The following is a 16065-nucleotide window of genomic DNA, read 5'->3' as shown; positions in this document are numbered from 1 at the left end:
CGGTTGGCGGTGCGTGCGCGGCCGCTCCCGCCCCCGTCGGTTCCTGACTCGTGCCGGGTCCCGGCCGGCGGCGATGCCTGCGCCGAACCGCCGATCCTCCGATCCGCCGAAGCGTCAGTGCCGCGGGCCCGTCCCGAGCGTGCTCTCCCGCTCCACCAGGGCGAATCCAGGCTGGAGTCGACGGTTCGTGCCGTCGCTGCCGGAGGTGCCGTCGCCGGCGGTCGTGCCGTCGCGGCCGTCCTGCCCGGCCAGGCGGTCGACGATGGACTCGACCGCCAGCCGGGCTATCGCCTGCTTGTCCGGTGCCACGGTCGTCAGCGTGACGGCGCCGTACCGTCCCTCCGTCAGATCGTCGAACCCGACCACGGCGACGTCCTCCGGAACCCGCAGCCCCCGCTCGGACATGACCCGCATCGCCCCGATCGCGATCAGGTCGTTGTAGGCGAACACCGCGTCCGGCCGGTGCCCCGCGTCCAGCAGGGCGGCCATCGCGGCGGCCCCGTCGGCGCGCTCCCAGCCCTCCACCGGTGCCACGAGCGCCTCGTCCGCCGCCACGCCGCTGGCGGCCAACTCCGCCTGCCAGCCCAGGAGCCGAAGATGCGCGGGCTGGCTGGGGCGGTCGCCGCGGGCGCCGAGGAAGGCGATGCGGCGCCGTCCCAGCTCCAGCAGATGACGCACGGCGGTGCGCGCCGCCGCGATGTTGTCGATGGCGATGTGGTCGTACGGCAGGTCGTATCGCCGTTCGCCGATCAGGACAAGCGGCGCGTTGTCCGTACGGGCCGCCAGGTCCTCCGACTCCAGCTCCAGGGGATTGAGGATCAGCCCGTCGATGACGCGGGCCTGGAAGCCCTGGGTGACGAGCAGTTCGCGCTCGCGCCGTCCCTGCGTGTGATCCAGCAGCACCGTGTAGTCGTGTGCCGCGGCCGCGTCGATCACGGCGCCCGCCAGTTCGGCGAAGTACGGGTTGCCCAGCTCCGGCACCGCCAGCGCGATGATGCCCGTACGGCCCTTGCGCAGGTGACGGGCGGTCAGGTTCGGCCGGTAGCCGAGGTCGTCGATGGAGCGCTGCACCTTCTCCCGCATGGCGGGGGTGACGTGCGGATACTTGTTCACCACGTTGGAAACGGTCTTGACCGAGACCCCGGCGTGCTCCGCGACGTCCTTGAGACTCACCCTCACCCTGCGCTCCTCATCCTCCGTGGCCGCCGTACTTCCACCGCGTACTACCACCGCGTACTTCCACTGAGTGCTTCCACCGCCGCCGTCACGCACCTGGACAGGGAACAGCGGGCGTGCTGTCATGCCAACAACCCTTGTTTCCAACGTTATACAAGACGGATCGGGTCAAGGGCAGTGCCGCATTCATCACCTGCACACCTCATCCGGAGGTCCCGTGAGACGCGCACACACCTGGCCGGCGGCCGCTGCCGCCGCTTTCGCCTTCCTCGTCCTCCTGGCGGCCTCGCTGGGACCGGTCTCGCCCGCGGCGGCCGTGCCGCCCGGCGACCAGCCTCCCGAGGTGCACGGACTCAAGGGCGAGTACTGGACCCAATCGGCTCCCGGCGCACACGACTTCGGCACCTTACAGGCCACGTCCTTCGATCCCTCACTCGATTTCGCCGACCTGGAGCCGCGGCTGAAGGAGCGCTCCGGACAGGCCGACCACGCCAGCGTCCGCTGGACCGGAACGCTCACACCCACCCGGACCGGCGCGCACACCTTCCACATCACCGGTGACAACGGCTTCCGCATGTGGGTCGACGGCGAACTGGTCATCGACCACTGGGTCGCCGACTGGGACAAGGAGCAGACCTCCGAGCCCGTGGAGCTGACGGAGGGAACGGAACACGCCGTCAAGGTCGAGTACTTCGAGGACGACGGCGGATCCAACCTGCACGTGCGCTGGACCCCGCCCGGAGGGGAGAAGACCGCCATTCCGCAGTCCGCCTACACCCCGCCCGGGGATCTCGACTACGACGGACCGGCGGTCGTACGCGTCGGCACCACCGGCCGCACCCTGGAGCTGGCCTTCGCGCAGCGCCTCGCCGAGCCGCCCGAGGCGTTCAAGGAGCACCTGGACGCCGTGATCGGCGGCGCCGAGTGGCCGCTGGGCACGGCGCGGCTGGACCCGCGCGACGACCACCGGCTGGTGGTGACCCTCACCGAGCCCGTGGTCGGCCGCGGTGGCACCGCCGAGGTGCGCTACGACGGCGCCGGCGGGCTCGCGGGCGCCGACGGCGAGAAGGTCGGCGAGTTCTGGACCTCGGGCGAGAACGGCTCGACGTACCAGCTCACGACCGACTGGACCGACGAGGTCGGGCCGGACAACGCGCTGCCCGAGTACCCCCGTCCGCAGCTCAAGCGCGACAAGTGGCGGAATCTCAACGGGACGTGGCAGTTCGCGGGCGCCGAGAAGGGCGAGCAGCCTCCGGTCGGCAAGGAGCGGAGGCTGGACGAGAAGATTCTCGTGCCCTACCCCGTCGAGTCCCGGCTCTCCGGCGTCGAACGCCATGAGGAACGCATGTGGTACAAGCGGTCGTTCACCGTTCCCGCCGACTGGCGCGTCGGCTCCGGCAAGCGGCTGCACCTCAACTTCGACGCCGTCGACTGGCAGGCCGACGTGTACGTCAACGGCGAGCGGGTCGGCGGCCACAAGGGCGGCTACGACCGCTTCACCGTGGACGTCACGGACGCGCTGCGCCCGGGCCGGGACCAGGAGCTCGTCGTCGGCGTCTACGATCCGACGGACTCGCCCGACGGGGAGAACCCGCCCGTGGGCAAGCAGCGGCTGGACCCGGAGGGCATCTGGTACACCCCGTCGTCCGGCATCTGGCAGACCGTCTGGATGGAGCCGGTCGCGGCACAGCACACCACCGACGTCCGTACGACCCCCGATGTGAGCGGCGAGCAGGTGACGGTCACGGCGCGCGGAGTGCCCGGCGGCGTGCCGGTCACGGCCGTGGCGTACGACAGCCGGGACGGCGCGAAACGGGAGGTCGGACGGGCCACCGGCACCGGCGACGAGCCCTTCGAGGTCCCCGTGCCCGACCCGAAGCTCTGGTCGCCGGACGACCCGCACCTCTACACCCTCAAGGTGACGGTGGGGGAGGGGAGTTCGGCCGACACCGTCGAGAGCTACTTCGGCATGCGGGAGATCGCCGTGAAGACCGTCGACGGCCAGCGGCACATGGTGCTCAACGGCAAGCCCGTCTTCTCGATGGCCACGCTCGACCAGGGCTTCTGGCCCGACGGCCTCTACACCGCCCCCACCGACGAGGCGCTCGCCTACGACCTGGAGGCGCACAAGAAGCTGGGCTTCAACTCGGTGCGCAAGCACATCAAGGTGGAGCCGGACCGCTGGTTCTACCACGCGGACCGGCTGGGCCTGCTCGTATGGCAGGACATGCCCTCGATGCGGTCGGACCGCACACCGGACGCCTCGGCACGTGAGCAGTTCGAGCACGAGATGAAACGCATGATCGCGCAGCACGACAGCCATCCGTCGGTGATCATGTGGGTCACCTTCAACGAGGGCTGGGGGCAGTACGACCAGGCCCGTATCGCCGACTACGCCAAGACGCTCGACCCCACGCGGCTGGTGAACAACATGAGCGGCCACAACTGCTGCGGCGCCGTCGACGGAGGCAACGGCGACGTCTCGGACGCGCACGGCTATCCGGGCGCCCAACTACCGGCCCCGGACGGGCGGCGCGCGCTGGTCAGCGGCGAGTACGGCGGCCTCGGGCTGGCCGTGCCAGGCCACGCGTGGCCGGTCCGGCACACCTATGTCGGCGTGGAGAAGGAGAAGTTCACCGACGAGTACCTCGCCAAGCTCAAGGACATCGAGCAGTTCGCCGCCTGCGAGGGCAGCAGCGGCGCCGTCTACACCCAGATCACCGACCTGGAAGGGGAGTTGAACGGTCTGCTGACCTACGACCGGAAGGTCGGCAAGGCCGACGCGGGCCGCCTGGCCGCCGCCCACGCCGCCCTGCTGAAGGGCGTCGCGGACGGCACCCTCACCTGCGACCGCCGATAGCGCACCCGGCCGGCTCCGGTGCGGCACCCGCCCTCACCGCTCTCGCGGCGGAGGGCGGGTGCCGCATCGCGCGACAACGGGCACTGGACCAACGGACGTTGCGCGCTCCCGGAGGCCAAGCTGGCCAAGGCCGCGGGCGAACACGCCGCGGTCGTCGCCCACAACATCGGCGCACTGATCCGGGGCAGCACGGACCTGACCACCTACCGGCCCTCTCCGCCCGCGATCTCGTTTCCGCTGGGCCCGAGCGGCGGTGCCTCGTACGCGCCCGGCAGGGGTGTCCTCGGCGCGGAGGCGACCTCCCGACTCAAGGGCGCGGACCTCAAGGTGGGCCCGTACGAGACGCTTTTCGGCCTCGCCTGAAGGGGCCGTCTGAAGGAGCCGCCTGAAGGAGTAGTGGGCGCGGAGCCGGCCGCGGGCCATTGTCAGGCACTCCCTGACTCCGTAAGGTCGCGGTCGACGCCGTCAGGAAGGACCTGACGGAGGAGAGGGGGGATCGGATGCCGTCTGCCACGGAGAGTCCGGTGATCGCGGCGTGCTCGTTCTGCCTGAAGCCGAACACCGAGGTGGGGACCCTCGTGGCCGGGCCTGGGGTGTTCATCTGCGACGAGTGCGTATCGCTCTGCACGCTGGTGATCGAGGGGAAACCGGCAGGGGGCGGATCTCAACTCGCCCCGTGGGACCAGGTGTCGACCAGCGAGGAGGTGCTGGCGAACCTGCCGAAGGTCGCGGCCGCGGGAGCGCAGGTCGACCGGAACCTCGTCGGCTGGGTGCTCAAGGCACGCGCGCTGGGCGTCTCCTGGGCGCGCATCGGGGAGTCGCTGGGGATGACCCGGCAGTCCGCGTGGGAGCGCTTCTCCGGCGAGGAGTAGGGACGTTGCGGCCGTTGCGGCCCGGTCGCGCACATCCCGCGGTCGGGCGTTCCCGCGTGGGGTGCGGAGCCGCGACCGGTCCCGAACCCCACGCGGTCGCGGGCTAGTTGCCGGACCCCGGCCCGGACCCGGAGTTGGACCCGGAGTTGGCGCCGCGGCGCATCAGCAGCACGCCGGCCGCGCTGAGAGCGGCGAGGACGCCGGCCACGATGATGAACCAGACCGCCGTCGGCAGCCCGCCGTCGTCCTTCGGCGCTGCGGCGTCGTTGGCCTGCCGGGTGGGAGACGGCTCAGCACTCCCGCCACCCGAGGACTCCGCAGCCTCCGCAGATTCCGCAGCCTCCGCGGAGTCGCCGGGCTCGGCCGGTTGCAGCTTCAGCACGGGAGCGGGTTCCTCCGGTTCCGGCTTGCCCTCCTGCGGCAGTTCGATCCAGCGGTCGGTGCGGCCGTCGTCGTAGCTCTGGAGTGTCTTGAACGCCAGCTCCTCGGTGTCCGGCAGCCGGCGTACGGAGATCGAATGGGTCGCGTTCTTTCCCGCCTCGATCTCGGGGCCTTCGACGGTGTATCCGTCGCCGGAGGCCGTGAACTTCCAGCCGTCGGGGCCGTCTTCGTACGTGGCGTCCTTCGCGTCGATTCCCTCGGGCAGGGTCACCTCCAGCCTGGTGATGCCGGCGCTGTCGGACTCCGCTTCGGCTTCGAAGGTGATGACGGCGTCCTTCGCGAGCGCACGGGCGTCCTCGGACTCGACTTCGACATGCGCCGCGGCCTGCCCCGCGGTGGCTATCACGAGCGCCGCGGCGGCCGCCGCGGCGACGCCCACGCGGCTCGCGCGGGCGGGGAGAGATGTTCGGGCCATGAGTGATGCTCCAAGGATGTGAGGGAAGAGGGCAGCCCCGGGCGCCCCGGGGGTTCAGGCGATCCCGAACCCGCGCGGAGGACCGCGCCGTACCACCACATCCGCGAGCAACGAGGACTTCGGCGGTGACCGCTCCCAGCGCATGCCCGGCCGGGGAGCGGGTTCCGGACGGCAGCGAGCCGAAGTCCACGCCCACGCGGAGAACATCCGTCCCATCGCGGCCACGACGAGCGCCGCCACGCCCGCGCCGCCGCTCGACACGGACCAGCACACCGCGTCGGCGCGGTGCATCACGACTGCGATGACCAGCGCGACCAGTACGTGCGCCGCGGTCATGGCCACCGAGTGCTGAAGCCGTACGTGCCAGGCGTCGTGCCCCGCGGCCGGCCCGCCGTCGGCGGCCAGGACGGCCGGACGGTGACCGTGGACGGCCTCGGCCGCCGCCGGATGCGCGACATGGAGCCCATGCGTGACATGGAGCCCGCTCAGGATCTCGTGCAGCCCGGTCTGCGCGACCAGGCAGGCAGCAGTGACCGTCGTCAGCGAACGCCGGCGCCGTGCGCCCGGCACCGCGGCGGCGAAGAGCAGTCCGGCCGCCGCGCCCACCCGGGGCCACGACACCGCCTGCCCGGTGAGCAGATGGTGGGATGCCACGCCCAGCGCGAGACTGACCAGCGTGAACAGCCCCGCCCGCGCCGCGGCCAGGGGAGCTCCGGCAGACCGGACGACGGCCTGCTGTGCGGGAGTTCCTCGGCGCGTCCTCGGCATGGCGGCCCATCATCGGCCATGACCCCGGGTACCGGAAGGCGAATCAGGTGAGCCCGTCGGTCAGTCGTGCGGTGGCAGCCGCCCGATCCGGTGGTCGGCGACGCTGAGAGCCTCGTCCACCAGGCGCCGCAGATGTCCATGCCGCACGGCGTACACCACGCGCCGCCCTTCCTTGCGGGTGGTCACCAGCCCCGCCAGCCGCAGGCGGGCCAGATGCTGGCTGACGGACGTGCGGCTCGCACCGCAGGCCTCGGTCAGCGTCCCGACGTCCGCCTCTCCCTCGCCCAAGCGCTGTAGCAGGGCCAGCCGTGTGCGGTCGGCCAGCAGCCCGAGCACCTCCACGGCGACGGCCAGGCGCTCGCCGTCCGCCCGCTGTTGCGAGCCCTGCGCTGCTGAGAGATGCATGCGTGCGCTCATACGCACATAATGGGCCGCATGGCAGCGCGCTGTCCACGACGGCCGGCGGCCCGAGGAGAAAGAGACGACCTCGTGACGGAACATCGCCCCCCGCACAGCCACGGGGATCACGACGCACCGGCCGGCAGGCCCGCGCACTCCGCGCACGCGCACGCCCACGGCCACAGCCAAACCGGCAGCCACAGCCAAGCCCACGGCCACAGCCACGGCCACGGCCACGGCCACGGCCAGAGCCACGGTCGCCGGGCAGGGCTCCGCCACCGGCTGGCCCATCTGCTCACCCCGCACGGCCACGAATCCGCCGACAAGGTCGACTCCGCGATGGAGGCCTCCCGGAAAGGCATGCGCACCCTGTGGCTGTCCCTGGGCATCCTCGGACTCACCACCGTGGTCCAGGCGGTCGTCGTCGTGCTGTCGGGGTCCGTGGCCCTCCTCGGCGACACCGTCCACAACGCCGCCGACGCCCTGACCGCCGTGCCGCTGGGCGTGGCCTTCGTCCTCGGCCGGCGCGCGGCCAACCGCCGCTACCCGTACGGCTACGGGCGAGCGGAAGACCTGGCCGGCATCGTCATCGTGCTCACGATCGCGGCTTCCGCGGCGCTGGCTGCGTACGAGTCCGTGGACCGCCTGCTGAACCCCCGGGACATCACTCACCTGTGGGCGGTGGCGGCAGCGGCCGTCGTCGGTTTCGTCGGCAACGAATGGGTGGCCCGGTACCGCATCCGCACCGGCCACAAGATCGGCTCCGCGGCGCTCGTCGCCGACGGACTGCACGCCCGCACCGACGGGTTCACCTCTCTCGCCGTCCTCCTCGGTGCCGGCGGCGCGGCGGTCGACTGGCCGGCAGCCGACGCGATCGTCGGCCTGTGCATCACCCTCGCCATCGTCCTCGTCCTCAAGGACGCCGCCCGCGAGGTGTACCGCCGCCTCATGGACTCGGTGGACCCCGAGCTGATCGACACCGCCGAGACCGCACTGCGCGACGTGGACGGAGTACGTGACACCGGCCAGGTCCGCATGCGCTGGATCGGCCACAGCCTCCGCGCCGAAGCGGACATCGTCGTCGACCCGCATCTGACGGTCGTTCAGGCACACCAGCTCTCCGTCGCGGCCGAGCACGCCCTGATGCACGCTGTCCCCAGGCTCACGGCCGCCACCGTGCACACCGACCACATCCCCGACGGCAAGGACGAGGACCCGCACGCTCTCCTCGCCCACCACACGACCGACTGAGAGGCCGGCGTGGCCGCCGTGGCGGCCCTGGCGGCCGTACGGATCGGCTCCCCCTCGCGCCGGCGAGCGGGGACGGCACGCGGGAGGGTGCTCATGGAGGAGATCGTGCTGATGTCGGACCCGAGGGTCTCGGCCGTCGAAGTCGAAGACTGCGACGAGCCCCTGGTGGACTGCCGAGGCACGCTCCGGGTCGACGAGCGGCGGTCCGACACGACAGGCAGCTGGGCGTCTCTGCGATCGGGGGTCCTGGAGCGGCTCGTACGTGCTGAGGAGCTGCTCCCGGACGGGCGGCGGTGGCTCCTGGTCGAGGGGCATCGCCCGCCGCAGGCGCAGCAGCGCATCTTCGACGGCTATCTGGCGTCGCTGCGCCGGCTGCGTCCGGGCTCCTCGGAGAGCGAGTTGACGACGGCCGCCGCACGGTGGGTCGCGCCACTGGAGACGGCCGGTCACGTGGCCGGGGCCGCCGTCGATCTCACGATGTGCACGGCGGCCGGCGTCGAGGTCGACATGGGCTGCCCGGAGGCCGCCACCCCTGAGGAGAGCGGCGGAGCCTGCTACACCGACGCGCAGGGGCTCCCGGATGCGGCGCGGCGGAACCGAGCGGTCATGGGCGCCGCCCTGAGAGCGGCCGGCCTGGTCAACTACCCTACGGAATGGTGGCATTGGTCCTACGGCGACCGGTACTGGGCGCTGCTCACCGGTGCGGGCCACGCGATCTACGGGCCGAGGGAGCTTCGCTGAGCCGCGACCCGCGGTGGCGAACCGGCCGTCGTCAGCTCACAGAGTCGTCACCTCACAGAGGGGTCGCCGCCTGAAGGACGGAGACCAGCGCGAAAGTCGCGTTGGCCGAGGAGAAGGCGGACGCGGTGGTGCCCGCGGCGGCCATCCACAGCGCCAGGCCCACCGCGGTGTACGCGGGCGGCCAGGTGCGGGCGTCCGGCGCGGGGCCGAGCAGCGCCTGTACGCGACGCGGCACGGGCCCGGGCGCCGCGAAACCGGCGAGGGACTGCGTCGGCGCGGGACGCGAGACCAGCGCGGCCTTCCCGACGGTCCGGGCCATCAGCCGGCGGTCTCCGACCGTGTGCGCGGCGGCCTCGTCCGCCCACCGTTCCGCGCTGAAGGCGATGGCGGTCCTCAGCGGACGCAGGAACGGATTGGCGCGGGCGGCCAGTTGAGCCGCCAGCAGGAAGCGGTGGTGGCGTGCCGCGAGATGGGTGCGTTCATGGGCGAAGAGCGCCTCGCGCTCGTGTGGATCGAGGCACGCCAGCATCGCCGTGGAGACGACGATCCGGCCCCGCTCACGACCGGGGAGGGCGTAGGCGTACGGGGTGTCGTCGGGCAGCACGGCGACCTGTGACGACGGCAGCCCCCGCAGGGCGTGTTCGGCCTGGCGCCGTATCCGGGAGTGACGCCAGAGGGTTCGCGCGCAGGCCCCCGTCACCACGACGAGAGCGGGAATGGCCACCTTGCCCGCCACTTCGTCGTACGGGACCGCCTCCCGGACCTCCGGATCGGACCAGCCGTCGGGGAGGGGGTTCCCTGGGAGTTGGGCCGTGCCGACCACCATGATCAGCCCCAGGCACAGAGTGCTGCACACGGCGAGCACGACGCCGGCCGCGGTCAGCAGGCGGGCCGCGGTGCGCGGATGGAGACGGGGCTGGGCGAGCCGGGCGATGGGCCATGCCGTCAAAGGCAGGACGAGTGGCAGAAAGACGAAGACGCCCATCGCTCTAGTCCTCTGCCTCCCTCTCGGCTTCCCCCAGCAGGTCGCGCAGAAGCCGTTCGTCCCCCGGCGGCAGCGCCGTCACGAAGCTGGTGAGGACCGCCTCCCGGTCCGCCTCGCTGTCCAGGACCCGCTGCATCCGCAGGGCCGCCAGTCCGGCCGCGTCGACCGCGGGCTGCCAGTCGAAGGAGCGGCCCGAACGTTCACGCGTCACGGCGCCCTTGGCCAGCAGCCGGGACAGGATGGTCACGACCGTGGTGTAGGCGAGCGTGCCGTCCAGCCGCTCTTGGACCCAGGCGGCGCTGACGGGCCCGGGAGCGCTGTGCAGCACGGTGAGGACTTGGGCTTCCAGTTCGCCCTGGCCGCGGCGCGGGGCAGGGGAGCCGCCCGCCGGCTTGCTGTTCCGCTTCGGCAAGGCTCCCCCTTACGTCGGCTCGGCTCGGTTGGACACTCGGGTGGCGGTCATCGTAGCGAAAGCCCGCCCTGTGATCACAATTTCTACAGCCTTGTCGATCTTGAGGGCGGGTGAAGCGGGGCGGATGAAGCACCGCCTCCTTCCGGGCCCTGTCCTGCGAAGTTCCGCTCCGGGAGGGCGAATTCGCATGTCAGGGGAGGCGCCGGTGTCCACGTGCCACGCCTTCGAAGACGTGTGACCGCCGGCCCTTCTTCTACTACAGTGCTGTAAATGTTCGGTGCTGTTCGCCTCGGCGAGCGCGCTGCTGAGTCTGGACGCATCAGCGGAGAGGAGGCTCGTGGTTCACGACCTGTCCACTCAGTCCACGTCACCGCCTGACGGTGGTCCGGCCGCTCCCGCAGCAGATCGGGCGCAGGTCCAGGGCGCCACGGTCCCCTCCTCTTCCGGCAGTCGCGCCGGTCCGGAACCCGGGACGGAGAAGCTGCGCGACCCCTTCTTCGACAACGCCAAGTACCTTGCGATCGTCCTGGTCGCGCTCGGGCACTCGTGGGAACCGCTGAGGGACGAGTCGCGAACGGCGGAGGCCCTGTACTTCTTCGTCTTCACCTTCCACATGCCGGCCTTCATGATCATCTCCGGGTACTTCTCCCGCGGTTTCGAGGGCAAGCCCCACCAGCTCAAGCGGCTGGTGACCGGCGTCGCCGTGCCCTACGTCCTCTTCGAAGTCGTCTACACCCTCTTCAAGCGCTGGGCCGACGACGACCCCGGATACCACTTCAGCCTGCTGGACCCCTGGTACCTGACGTGGTTCCTGGCCGCGCTGTTCGTCTGGCGTCTGACGACGCCGCTGTGGAAGGCGTTGCGCTGGCCCGTACCGCTGGCGCTGACCATCGCCGTCCTCGCCACGATCTCCCCGGACATCGGCGACGACCTGGACCTCCAGCGCGTCCTTCAGTTCCTGCCGTTCTTCGTGCTCGGGCTGAGACTCAGACCGGAGCACTTCGACATGGTGCGCCGCCGCGCGGCACGGTGGCTGTCCGTGCCGGTCGTGCTCGGCGGCCTGCTCTTCGCCTACTGGGCGACCGACCGCATGAACGCCGTGTGGTTCTACCACCGCGACAGCGCACAGGAGTTGGGCGTGCCGTGGTGGGTCGGCGTCGTGATGACCCTTGCGCTCTTCGGCTGCTCGCTGGCGCTCACCGCGTGCTTCCTCGCCTGGGTGCCGCGCCGCCGCATGTGGATCACCGCGTTGGGAGCCGGCACGCTCTACGGCTACCTCCTGCACGGCTTCCTCGCCAAGGGGTCCCGCTTCTGGGAGTGGTACGAGGCCGACTGGGTCCACACGCCCTGGGGCGCCGTCGCCGTCACGCTCATCGCGGCGACCGTGATCACGGTGCTGTGCACGCCGCCGATCCAGCGGGCCTTCCGTTTCGCGATGGAGCCGAGGATGTCCTGGGCGTTCCGCAGCGACCCCGTCCACGAGGCCCGCGAGCGCCGCAACGAACCCGGCACGGCTCAAGCGGGCTGACAGCCCGCTCCGTGACTCCCTCGGGTCGGTGACTCCCTCGGGCCGTCCCGAGTGCGGCCGGAGCCAGGGCCGTCAGGGCCGGTAGACGCGCAGGCCGCCGACCTCGTACGACACAGAGTGGGTCGTGGGCGGCGGAGCGGGGTGGTACGCCCCCGCGCTCACCGACAGGTTCACGATGAGGTAGGCGGACCAGTCGTCGCCCACCCCGGCGCCGTCCGAGAAGGCGTGAGCACCGTTGATCCACCACGTCACGCAGTCCGCCCCGAACTCGACGCTCACGTCGGCCCACGCTCCCGGACGAACGGCGGGGTCTCTGAACTCGTGCCCGCTGCCGCGGACATGGTTGGACAGTTCGAGTACGCCGGGGTTGTCGGGGTGGTACTCGAAGACGTCGATCTCGCTTCCGCCGTCCCGCCATGTCCAGATGGCGGGCCACGCGCCCACCTCCTCGGGCAGCCGTACCCGCGCCTGGAGGAGGTCGCCGGTCCGTACGGTGAAGCCTTCCCGGCTGCCTTCGGTGGTCAGCAGTCCCGCGCTCCAGAGGCCCCCGTCGCGGCGGGTGGCCCGGAAGACGCCGCCCCGGGAGTAGGAGGGGTCGGCCACCAGGTGGTCGAGCTTGTTGTCGCCGGGGTTCGTGGGGCCGCCGTCGGGATAGGCCCAGGAGCGGCCCGCCTCCCACTGCCACGTCGAGGAGAAGTCAGCGACGAAGACCAGGTCGCCCCGTGGAACCGACGGGGACGCCGGGAGGGTTCGGCCCGCGCCCGAGGGGACCGGCTGAAGCCTCTGTCTGAGCCGGTCCAGGAGTCCCGGCACGTGGTCGGCCATGACGGGTGCGCCTTCCGGCAAGCGGCGGGGGAGGAGGCCGCCGCTCCGTTCGCTGCGCGAGGCGGGCCCTGTGCTGTTTCCGCGGCAGGGCCCGCCTGTCGCAACTCACCGAAGCGGCATTCCATGCGATCGCTCGTCAGGCTACGGCGAGCGCACCGCCGGGCCGGGCGCGACACACTGGGAATCTACAGCCGTGTAGATACCGCAACGCGTGCCGGACCGGGTCCGGTCAATTCACAGCGGGCGTCACCGTCGTCATGCAGTCGGCAGGCGCTCAGCGCCGGGAGTTTCCGGCGATCATGCGATAGCCGATGAGCAGCACCAGTGATCCCGCGATGGCGGCCACCCAGGTGGCCAGGTCGAAGAACTGCTTGTCCACGGGACGGTCGAGGACGGTCGCCGAGAGCCAGCCGCCCAGGAAGGCGCCGGCGATTCCGATGAGTGTCGTGACGATCAAGCCACCCGGGTCCCGGCCCGGGAGGAGCACCTTGGCTATCGCCCCCGCGAGCAGACCCAGGATTATCCAGCTGATGAAGCCCATGAGTTCTTCCGTTCCTTGGTGAGTCGGTGCGTGCAGAGTCCTCACCTGCGAGGACGACACAACGAGCCGCAGCGGTTGCCCGTCGGTCGGGACTGCTTCCGATCGCCGGTGCCGCCGGTGCCGCCGGTGCCGTCCGTCTCCGCCGCTCCTCTGTCACGGGGCGGGTGGACGACGTACGACGCAGAGCCCGTCCCGGCCCCCGCGCGCTCCGCTTTCAGGTGTGCCGAAACGCGCGTGCTGTGCCGGCGACCTGGCGGCGGGGCGTCGGCAACTCGCCGTGCGGGCACGGATGTTCCTCCCGCCTCGGGGGGCGCTTGCCTTCCGGTCACCTGCATGTCGCACAAGATTTTCTACAGCGATGTAGAAAATTTCCGCGGCGCCGGGCTAGGCTCGCTGCCGCCAGGACCTCGACTCGCCGGTCTCGGGACGGCTACCCATGGCACCGGCGAGCATCCGACGCGGGTGTTCCGCGAGGTCTGTGCCCCCGGTGCCGATGCACCGGGGGCTTTTTCTGCGGTATCAGCGCGTGGTGGGCCGAACTGCCGCCCCTGCCGCCGCCCTTGATGTCCTTGCCGCGCTGTCGTTGCCGTCCTCGACGTCATGAAGGCACGTGGCCGTATGCGGCCGCCGACCGGCAACCCCGTTGCGAATCCAAGCTGTTTGACAGCATTCATGCTTGAATGCCCGAATATGCGCGGTAAAGGCAATATCCCCTTCGGGGGGATGCGTCACCCCGTATTCCAGGCCCAGTTTCTGGCCCCGCCCGGCCGTTGACCCATCAGCAGCGAAAGGGGCATCCCTGATGTCGAATCACTTCACCGGTCTCAGCCTTGGCTCACCGCTCGGGGACCCAAGGCTCGACCTTTGCGACCTCTTTGCGTTTCAGTCGCCCGCCGACCCGAAGAGGACGGTGCTCATCCTCGACGCGAACCCGAACGCCGACGCCCTGCACCCCGACGCCGTCTATCGCCTCAACATCGACAATGACGGGGACTACCTCACCGACATGGCGATCAGTTACGTCTTCTCGCCACCGGAGGACGGCCGTCAGACATTCAGCGTCTTCATCGCGAAAGGCGAAGAGGCCCGCTCGCCCGAGGCCGTGGGGGAGAAGGTCGTGATGGACGCCGAGGTGTCGTTCGGCACCACGGCCAACCGCGTCACCGCCGGTCCTTACACCTTCTTCGCGGGGAGCCGCAGCGACCCGTTCTTCTTCGACTTCGACGGGATCGAGAATCTCTTCGACACAAGCGGTGGCAGGAACTTCACCGCGCCCCATCTCGGTGGCAAATCGCCGTGGACCGGTGTGGACTCCAACACGGAAGCCAACGTGTTCTCGACAGTCGTGGAATTGCCCACGAGTGAGCTCGGGGCCAAGTCGGCGATCCGGATCTGGGGGCGTTGCAGTCTGCACGAGGACGGCCGGCTCGTCCATGCCGACCGTGCGGGACACCCTTCAGTCAGCAGCTTCTTCAACACCGACGAGACAAAGGAGGAGTACAACGCCAGTGAGCCGGTGAACGATCGCGAGCGCTGGACCGATCAATTCGTCCACCTCATGGGGCACACCGGAAACTACACACGGGAAGAGGCGATCGCGGCGATCGAGGAGGATTCCATCCTGCCCGACATGCTGGTCTTCGACCCGTCGAAGCCCGCGCAGTACCCCAACGGACGGGTCTTCACCGACGACGTCATCAACTACCGGCTCTCCTTCCTCTCGAAGGGCGACATCCCTCCCACCGGGCTCGCGCCGCACACCGATTTTCTGAACGAGTTCCCCTACCTCGGCAACCCGCACCCGAAGTCCGACTAGTGCGGCGACAGGCGGGGTTGGCCGCGTCGGTGACCTCGTCCGGCGGACCGGTGCTGTACCGGCCGGGCAGCCGGACGAGGTCGGCGCACTTCTCAGTCCGCCTCGCGGCGATGAATCCGGTCTTTCCCGACGGTCAACTCTCCGGTCCAGCACGGATGCAGAATCGGGCGCGGTGAGGAGACGGGCCATGTCTGAGCGGATGATCGACGCGGACGGCGTCGAACTGTGCACCGAGTCCTTCGGCGATCCGGCGGACCCACCCATCCTGCTGATCATGGGCACCGGGGCCTCGATGCTCTGGTGGGACGAGACCTTCTGCCGGATGCTCGCCGGGGGCGGACGGTTCGTGATCCGTTACGACCACCGCGACACCGGCCGATCGGTCGCCTGCGAGCCGGGCCGCCCCGGATACACCGGTGCGGATCTGGCCGGCGACGCCGTCGGGGTGCTCGACGCCTACCGCATCCCGGCCGCACACGTCGTGGGTGTCTCGGCCGGAGGGGCGTTGGCGCAGTCCGTGGCGCTCGGCCATCCCGATCGAATCCTCTCGCTCGTACTGATCAGCACATCTCCCGCAGTGTCCACTGACCGTGAACTGCCCCCGCCGACCGAGGAGTTCATGCGGTTCGTATCGACCGCACAGGCCGACTGGTCGCAGCCCGCCTCGGTGATCGAGTACCTCGTCGAGTACTCGCGCGTGCTCGCAGGCGGCCGGCGTCCCTTCGACGAGACCCCCGTACGCGACCTCGTCCGCCGGGACGTCGAGCGTGCGCGCGACTTCGCCGCCGTACGCAACCACGACTCACTCGCGGAGGGCGAGCAGCCGCAACAGCCCCTGTCGTCGATCGCCGTGCCCACGCTGGTGATCCATGGAACCGCGGATCCGATGTTCCCGCTCGCGCACGGCGAGGCACTGGCCGAAGAGATCCCCGCCGCACGGCTGTCGGTCCTGGAAGGCGCGGGCCATGGGCTCGACCGCGCCGACTGGGAGACGGTCGTCCCCGCGATCCTGGCCCATACCGCCGCAGGTTGAAC

16 protein-coding genes are annotated in these 16065 nt (G+C 70.6%); 8 read left to right on the top strand and 8 right to left on the bottom strand.

What is annotated here, in order from left to right:
• Nucleotides 1-114 precede the first annotated feature (114 nt).
• The gene (locus QQM67_RS13220; RefSeq protein WP_314173973.1) at nt 115-1179 is read right to left on the bottom strand and encodes a LacI family DNA-binding transcriptional regulator; all 1065 of its coding nucleotides are present in this window, start codon (nt 1177-1179) and stop codon (nt 115-117) included.
• 214 nt (nt 1180-1393) lie between these two features.
• Between QQM67_RS13220 and QQM67_RS13215 the strand changes: the two genes are divergently transcribed.
• The 3 genes from QQM67_RS13215 to QQM67_RS30650 all read left to right on the top strand — a co-directional run bounded on the left by QQM67_RS13215 (nt 1394) and on the right by QQM67_RS30650 (nt 4908).
• Nucleotides 1394-4036 carry a PA14 domain-containing protein gene (locus tag QQM67_RS13215; RefSeq protein ID WP_314173972.1) on the top strand — a complete coding sequence of 881 codons (2643 nt, stop codon included), beginning with the start codon at nt 1394-1396 and terminating at the stop codon, nt 4034-4036.
• 18 nt (nt 4037-4054) lie between these two features.
• Nucleotides 4055-4399 carry a hypothetical protein gene (locus QQM67_RS13210; RefSeq protein WP_314173971.1) on the top strand — a complete coding sequence of 115 codons (345 nt, stop codon included), beginning with the start codon at nt 4055-4057 and terminating at the stop codon, nt 4397-4399.
• A 137-nt stretch (nt 4400-4536) separates the two neighbouring features.
• Entirely contained in the window at nt 4537-4908 is a 372-nt protein-coding gene (locus QQM67_RS30650; RefSeq protein WP_399066489.1) for a ClpX C4-type zinc finger protein, read from the top strand.
• Between the two features lie 103 nt (nt 4909-5011).
• On the opposite strand, the gene QQM67_RS13200 is transcribed toward QQM67_RS30650, so the two are convergent.
• The 3 genes from QQM67_RS13200 to QQM67_RS13190 are packed head-to-tail and all read right to left on the bottom strand — an operon-like array spanning nt 5012 to nt 6949.
• Nucleotides 5012-5764: a DUF1775 domain-containing protein gene (locus QQM67_RS13200; protein WP_314173970.1), complete on the bottom strand. Its 753-nt coding sequence runs from the start codon at nt 5762-5764 to the stop codon at nt 5012-5014.
• 54 nt (nt 5765-5818) lie between these two features.
• Nucleotides 5819-6532 (bottom strand): hypothetical protein, encoded by a 714-nt coding sequence (locus QQM67_RS13195; RefSeq protein ID WP_314173969.1) that lies wholly within the window; start codon nt 6530-6532, stop codon nt 5819-5821.
• Between the two features lie 60 nt (nt 6533-6592).
• On the bottom strand, nt 6593-6949 hold the full coding sequence (locus QQM67_RS13190; RefSeq protein WP_314173968.1) for an ArsR/SmtB family transcription factor: 357 nt from the start codon (nt 6947-6949) through the stop codon (nt 6593-6595).
• A gap of 72 nt (nt 6950-7021) precedes the next feature.
• Between QQM67_RS13190 and QQM67_RS13185 the strand changes: the two genes are divergently transcribed.
• Both QQM67_RS13185 and QQM67_RS13180 read left to right on the top strand, forming a co-directional pair.
• Nucleotides 7022-8182, top strand: a complete 1161-nt coding sequence (locus tag QQM67_RS13185) for a cation diffusion facilitator family transporter (RefSeq protein WP_314173967.1) — start codon at nt 7022-7024, stop codon at nt 8180-8182.
• 93 nt (nt 8183-8275) lie between these two features.
• The gene (locus QQM67_RS13180) at nt 8276-8923 is read left to right on the top strand and encodes a M15 family metallopeptidase (RefSeq protein WP_314173966.1); all 648 of its coding nucleotides are present in this window, start codon (nt 8276-8278) and stop codon (nt 8921-8923) included.
• A 52-nt stretch (nt 8924-8975) separates the two neighbouring features.
• On the opposite strand, the gene QQM67_RS13175 is transcribed toward QQM67_RS13180, so the two are convergent.
• Together QQM67_RS13175 and QQM67_RS13170 are read right to left on the bottom strand one after the other, a co-directional pair.
• Nucleotides 8976-9908: a M56 family metallopeptidase gene (locus QQM67_RS13175; RefSeq protein WP_314173965.1), complete on the bottom strand. Its 933-nt coding sequence runs from the start codon at nt 9906-9908 to the stop codon at nt 8976-8978.
• Between the two features lie 4 nt (nt 9909-9912).
• Nucleotides 9913-10320 carry a BlaI/MecI/CopY family transcriptional regulator gene (locus tag QQM67_RS13170; protein WP_314173964.1) on the bottom strand — a complete coding sequence of 136 codons (408 nt, stop codon included), beginning with the start codon at nt 10318-10320 and terminating at the stop codon, nt 9913-9915.
• A 337-nt stretch (nt 10321-10657) separates the two neighbouring features.
• On the opposite strand from QQM67_RS13170, the gene QQM67_RS13165 reads away from it, so the two are divergent.
• The gene (locus tag QQM67_RS13165; RefSeq protein WP_314173963.1) at nt 10658-11848 is read left to right on the top strand and encodes an acyltransferase family protein; all 1191 of its coding nucleotides are present in this window, start codon (nt 10658-10660) and stop codon (nt 11846-11848) included.
• A 72-nt stretch (nt 11849-11920) separates the two neighbouring features.
• Here QQM67_RS13165 and QQM67_RS13160 read toward each other — a convergent pair whose 3' ends face one another.
• Both QQM67_RS13160 and QQM67_RS13155 read right to left on the bottom strand, forming a co-directional pair.
• Nucleotides 11921-12673 (bottom strand): LamG domain-containing protein, encoded by a 753-nt coding sequence (locus QQM67_RS13160; protein WP_314173962.1) that lies wholly within the window; start codon nt 12671-12673, stop codon nt 11921-11923.
• 274 nt (nt 12674-12947) lie between these two features.
• On the bottom strand, nt 12948-13214 hold the full coding sequence (locus QQM67_RS13155) for a GlsB/YeaQ/YmgE family stress response membrane protein (RefSeq protein ID WP_314173961.1): 267 nt from the start codon (nt 13212-13214) through the stop codon (nt 12948-12950).
• 802 nt (nt 13215-14016) lie between these two features.
• On the opposite strand from QQM67_RS13155, the gene QQM67_RS13150 reads away from it, so the two are divergent.
• Nucleotides 14017-15030, top strand: a complete 1014-nt coding sequence (locus QQM67_RS13150; RefSeq protein ID WP_314173960.1) for a DUF4331 family protein — start codon at nt 14017-14019, stop codon at nt 15028-15030.
• 187 nt (nt 15031-15217) lie between these two features.
• Complete coding sequence (locus tag QQM67_RS13145) at nt 15218-16063, top strand: alpha/beta fold hydrolase (protein ID WP_314173959.1); 846 nt, start codon at nt 15218-15220, stop codon at nt 16061-16063.
• Nucleotides 16064-16065: the final 2 nt, after the last annotated feature.

It is taken from the genome of Streptomyces winkii (assembly GCF_032248595.1).
Classification (GTDB): Bacteria; Actinomycetota; Actinomycetes; order Streptomycetales; family Streptomycetaceae; genus Streptomyces; species Streptomyces winkii.
Note: the sequence above shows the minus strand (reverse complement) of the source record. Positions and strands in the feature narration are given on the sequence as shown.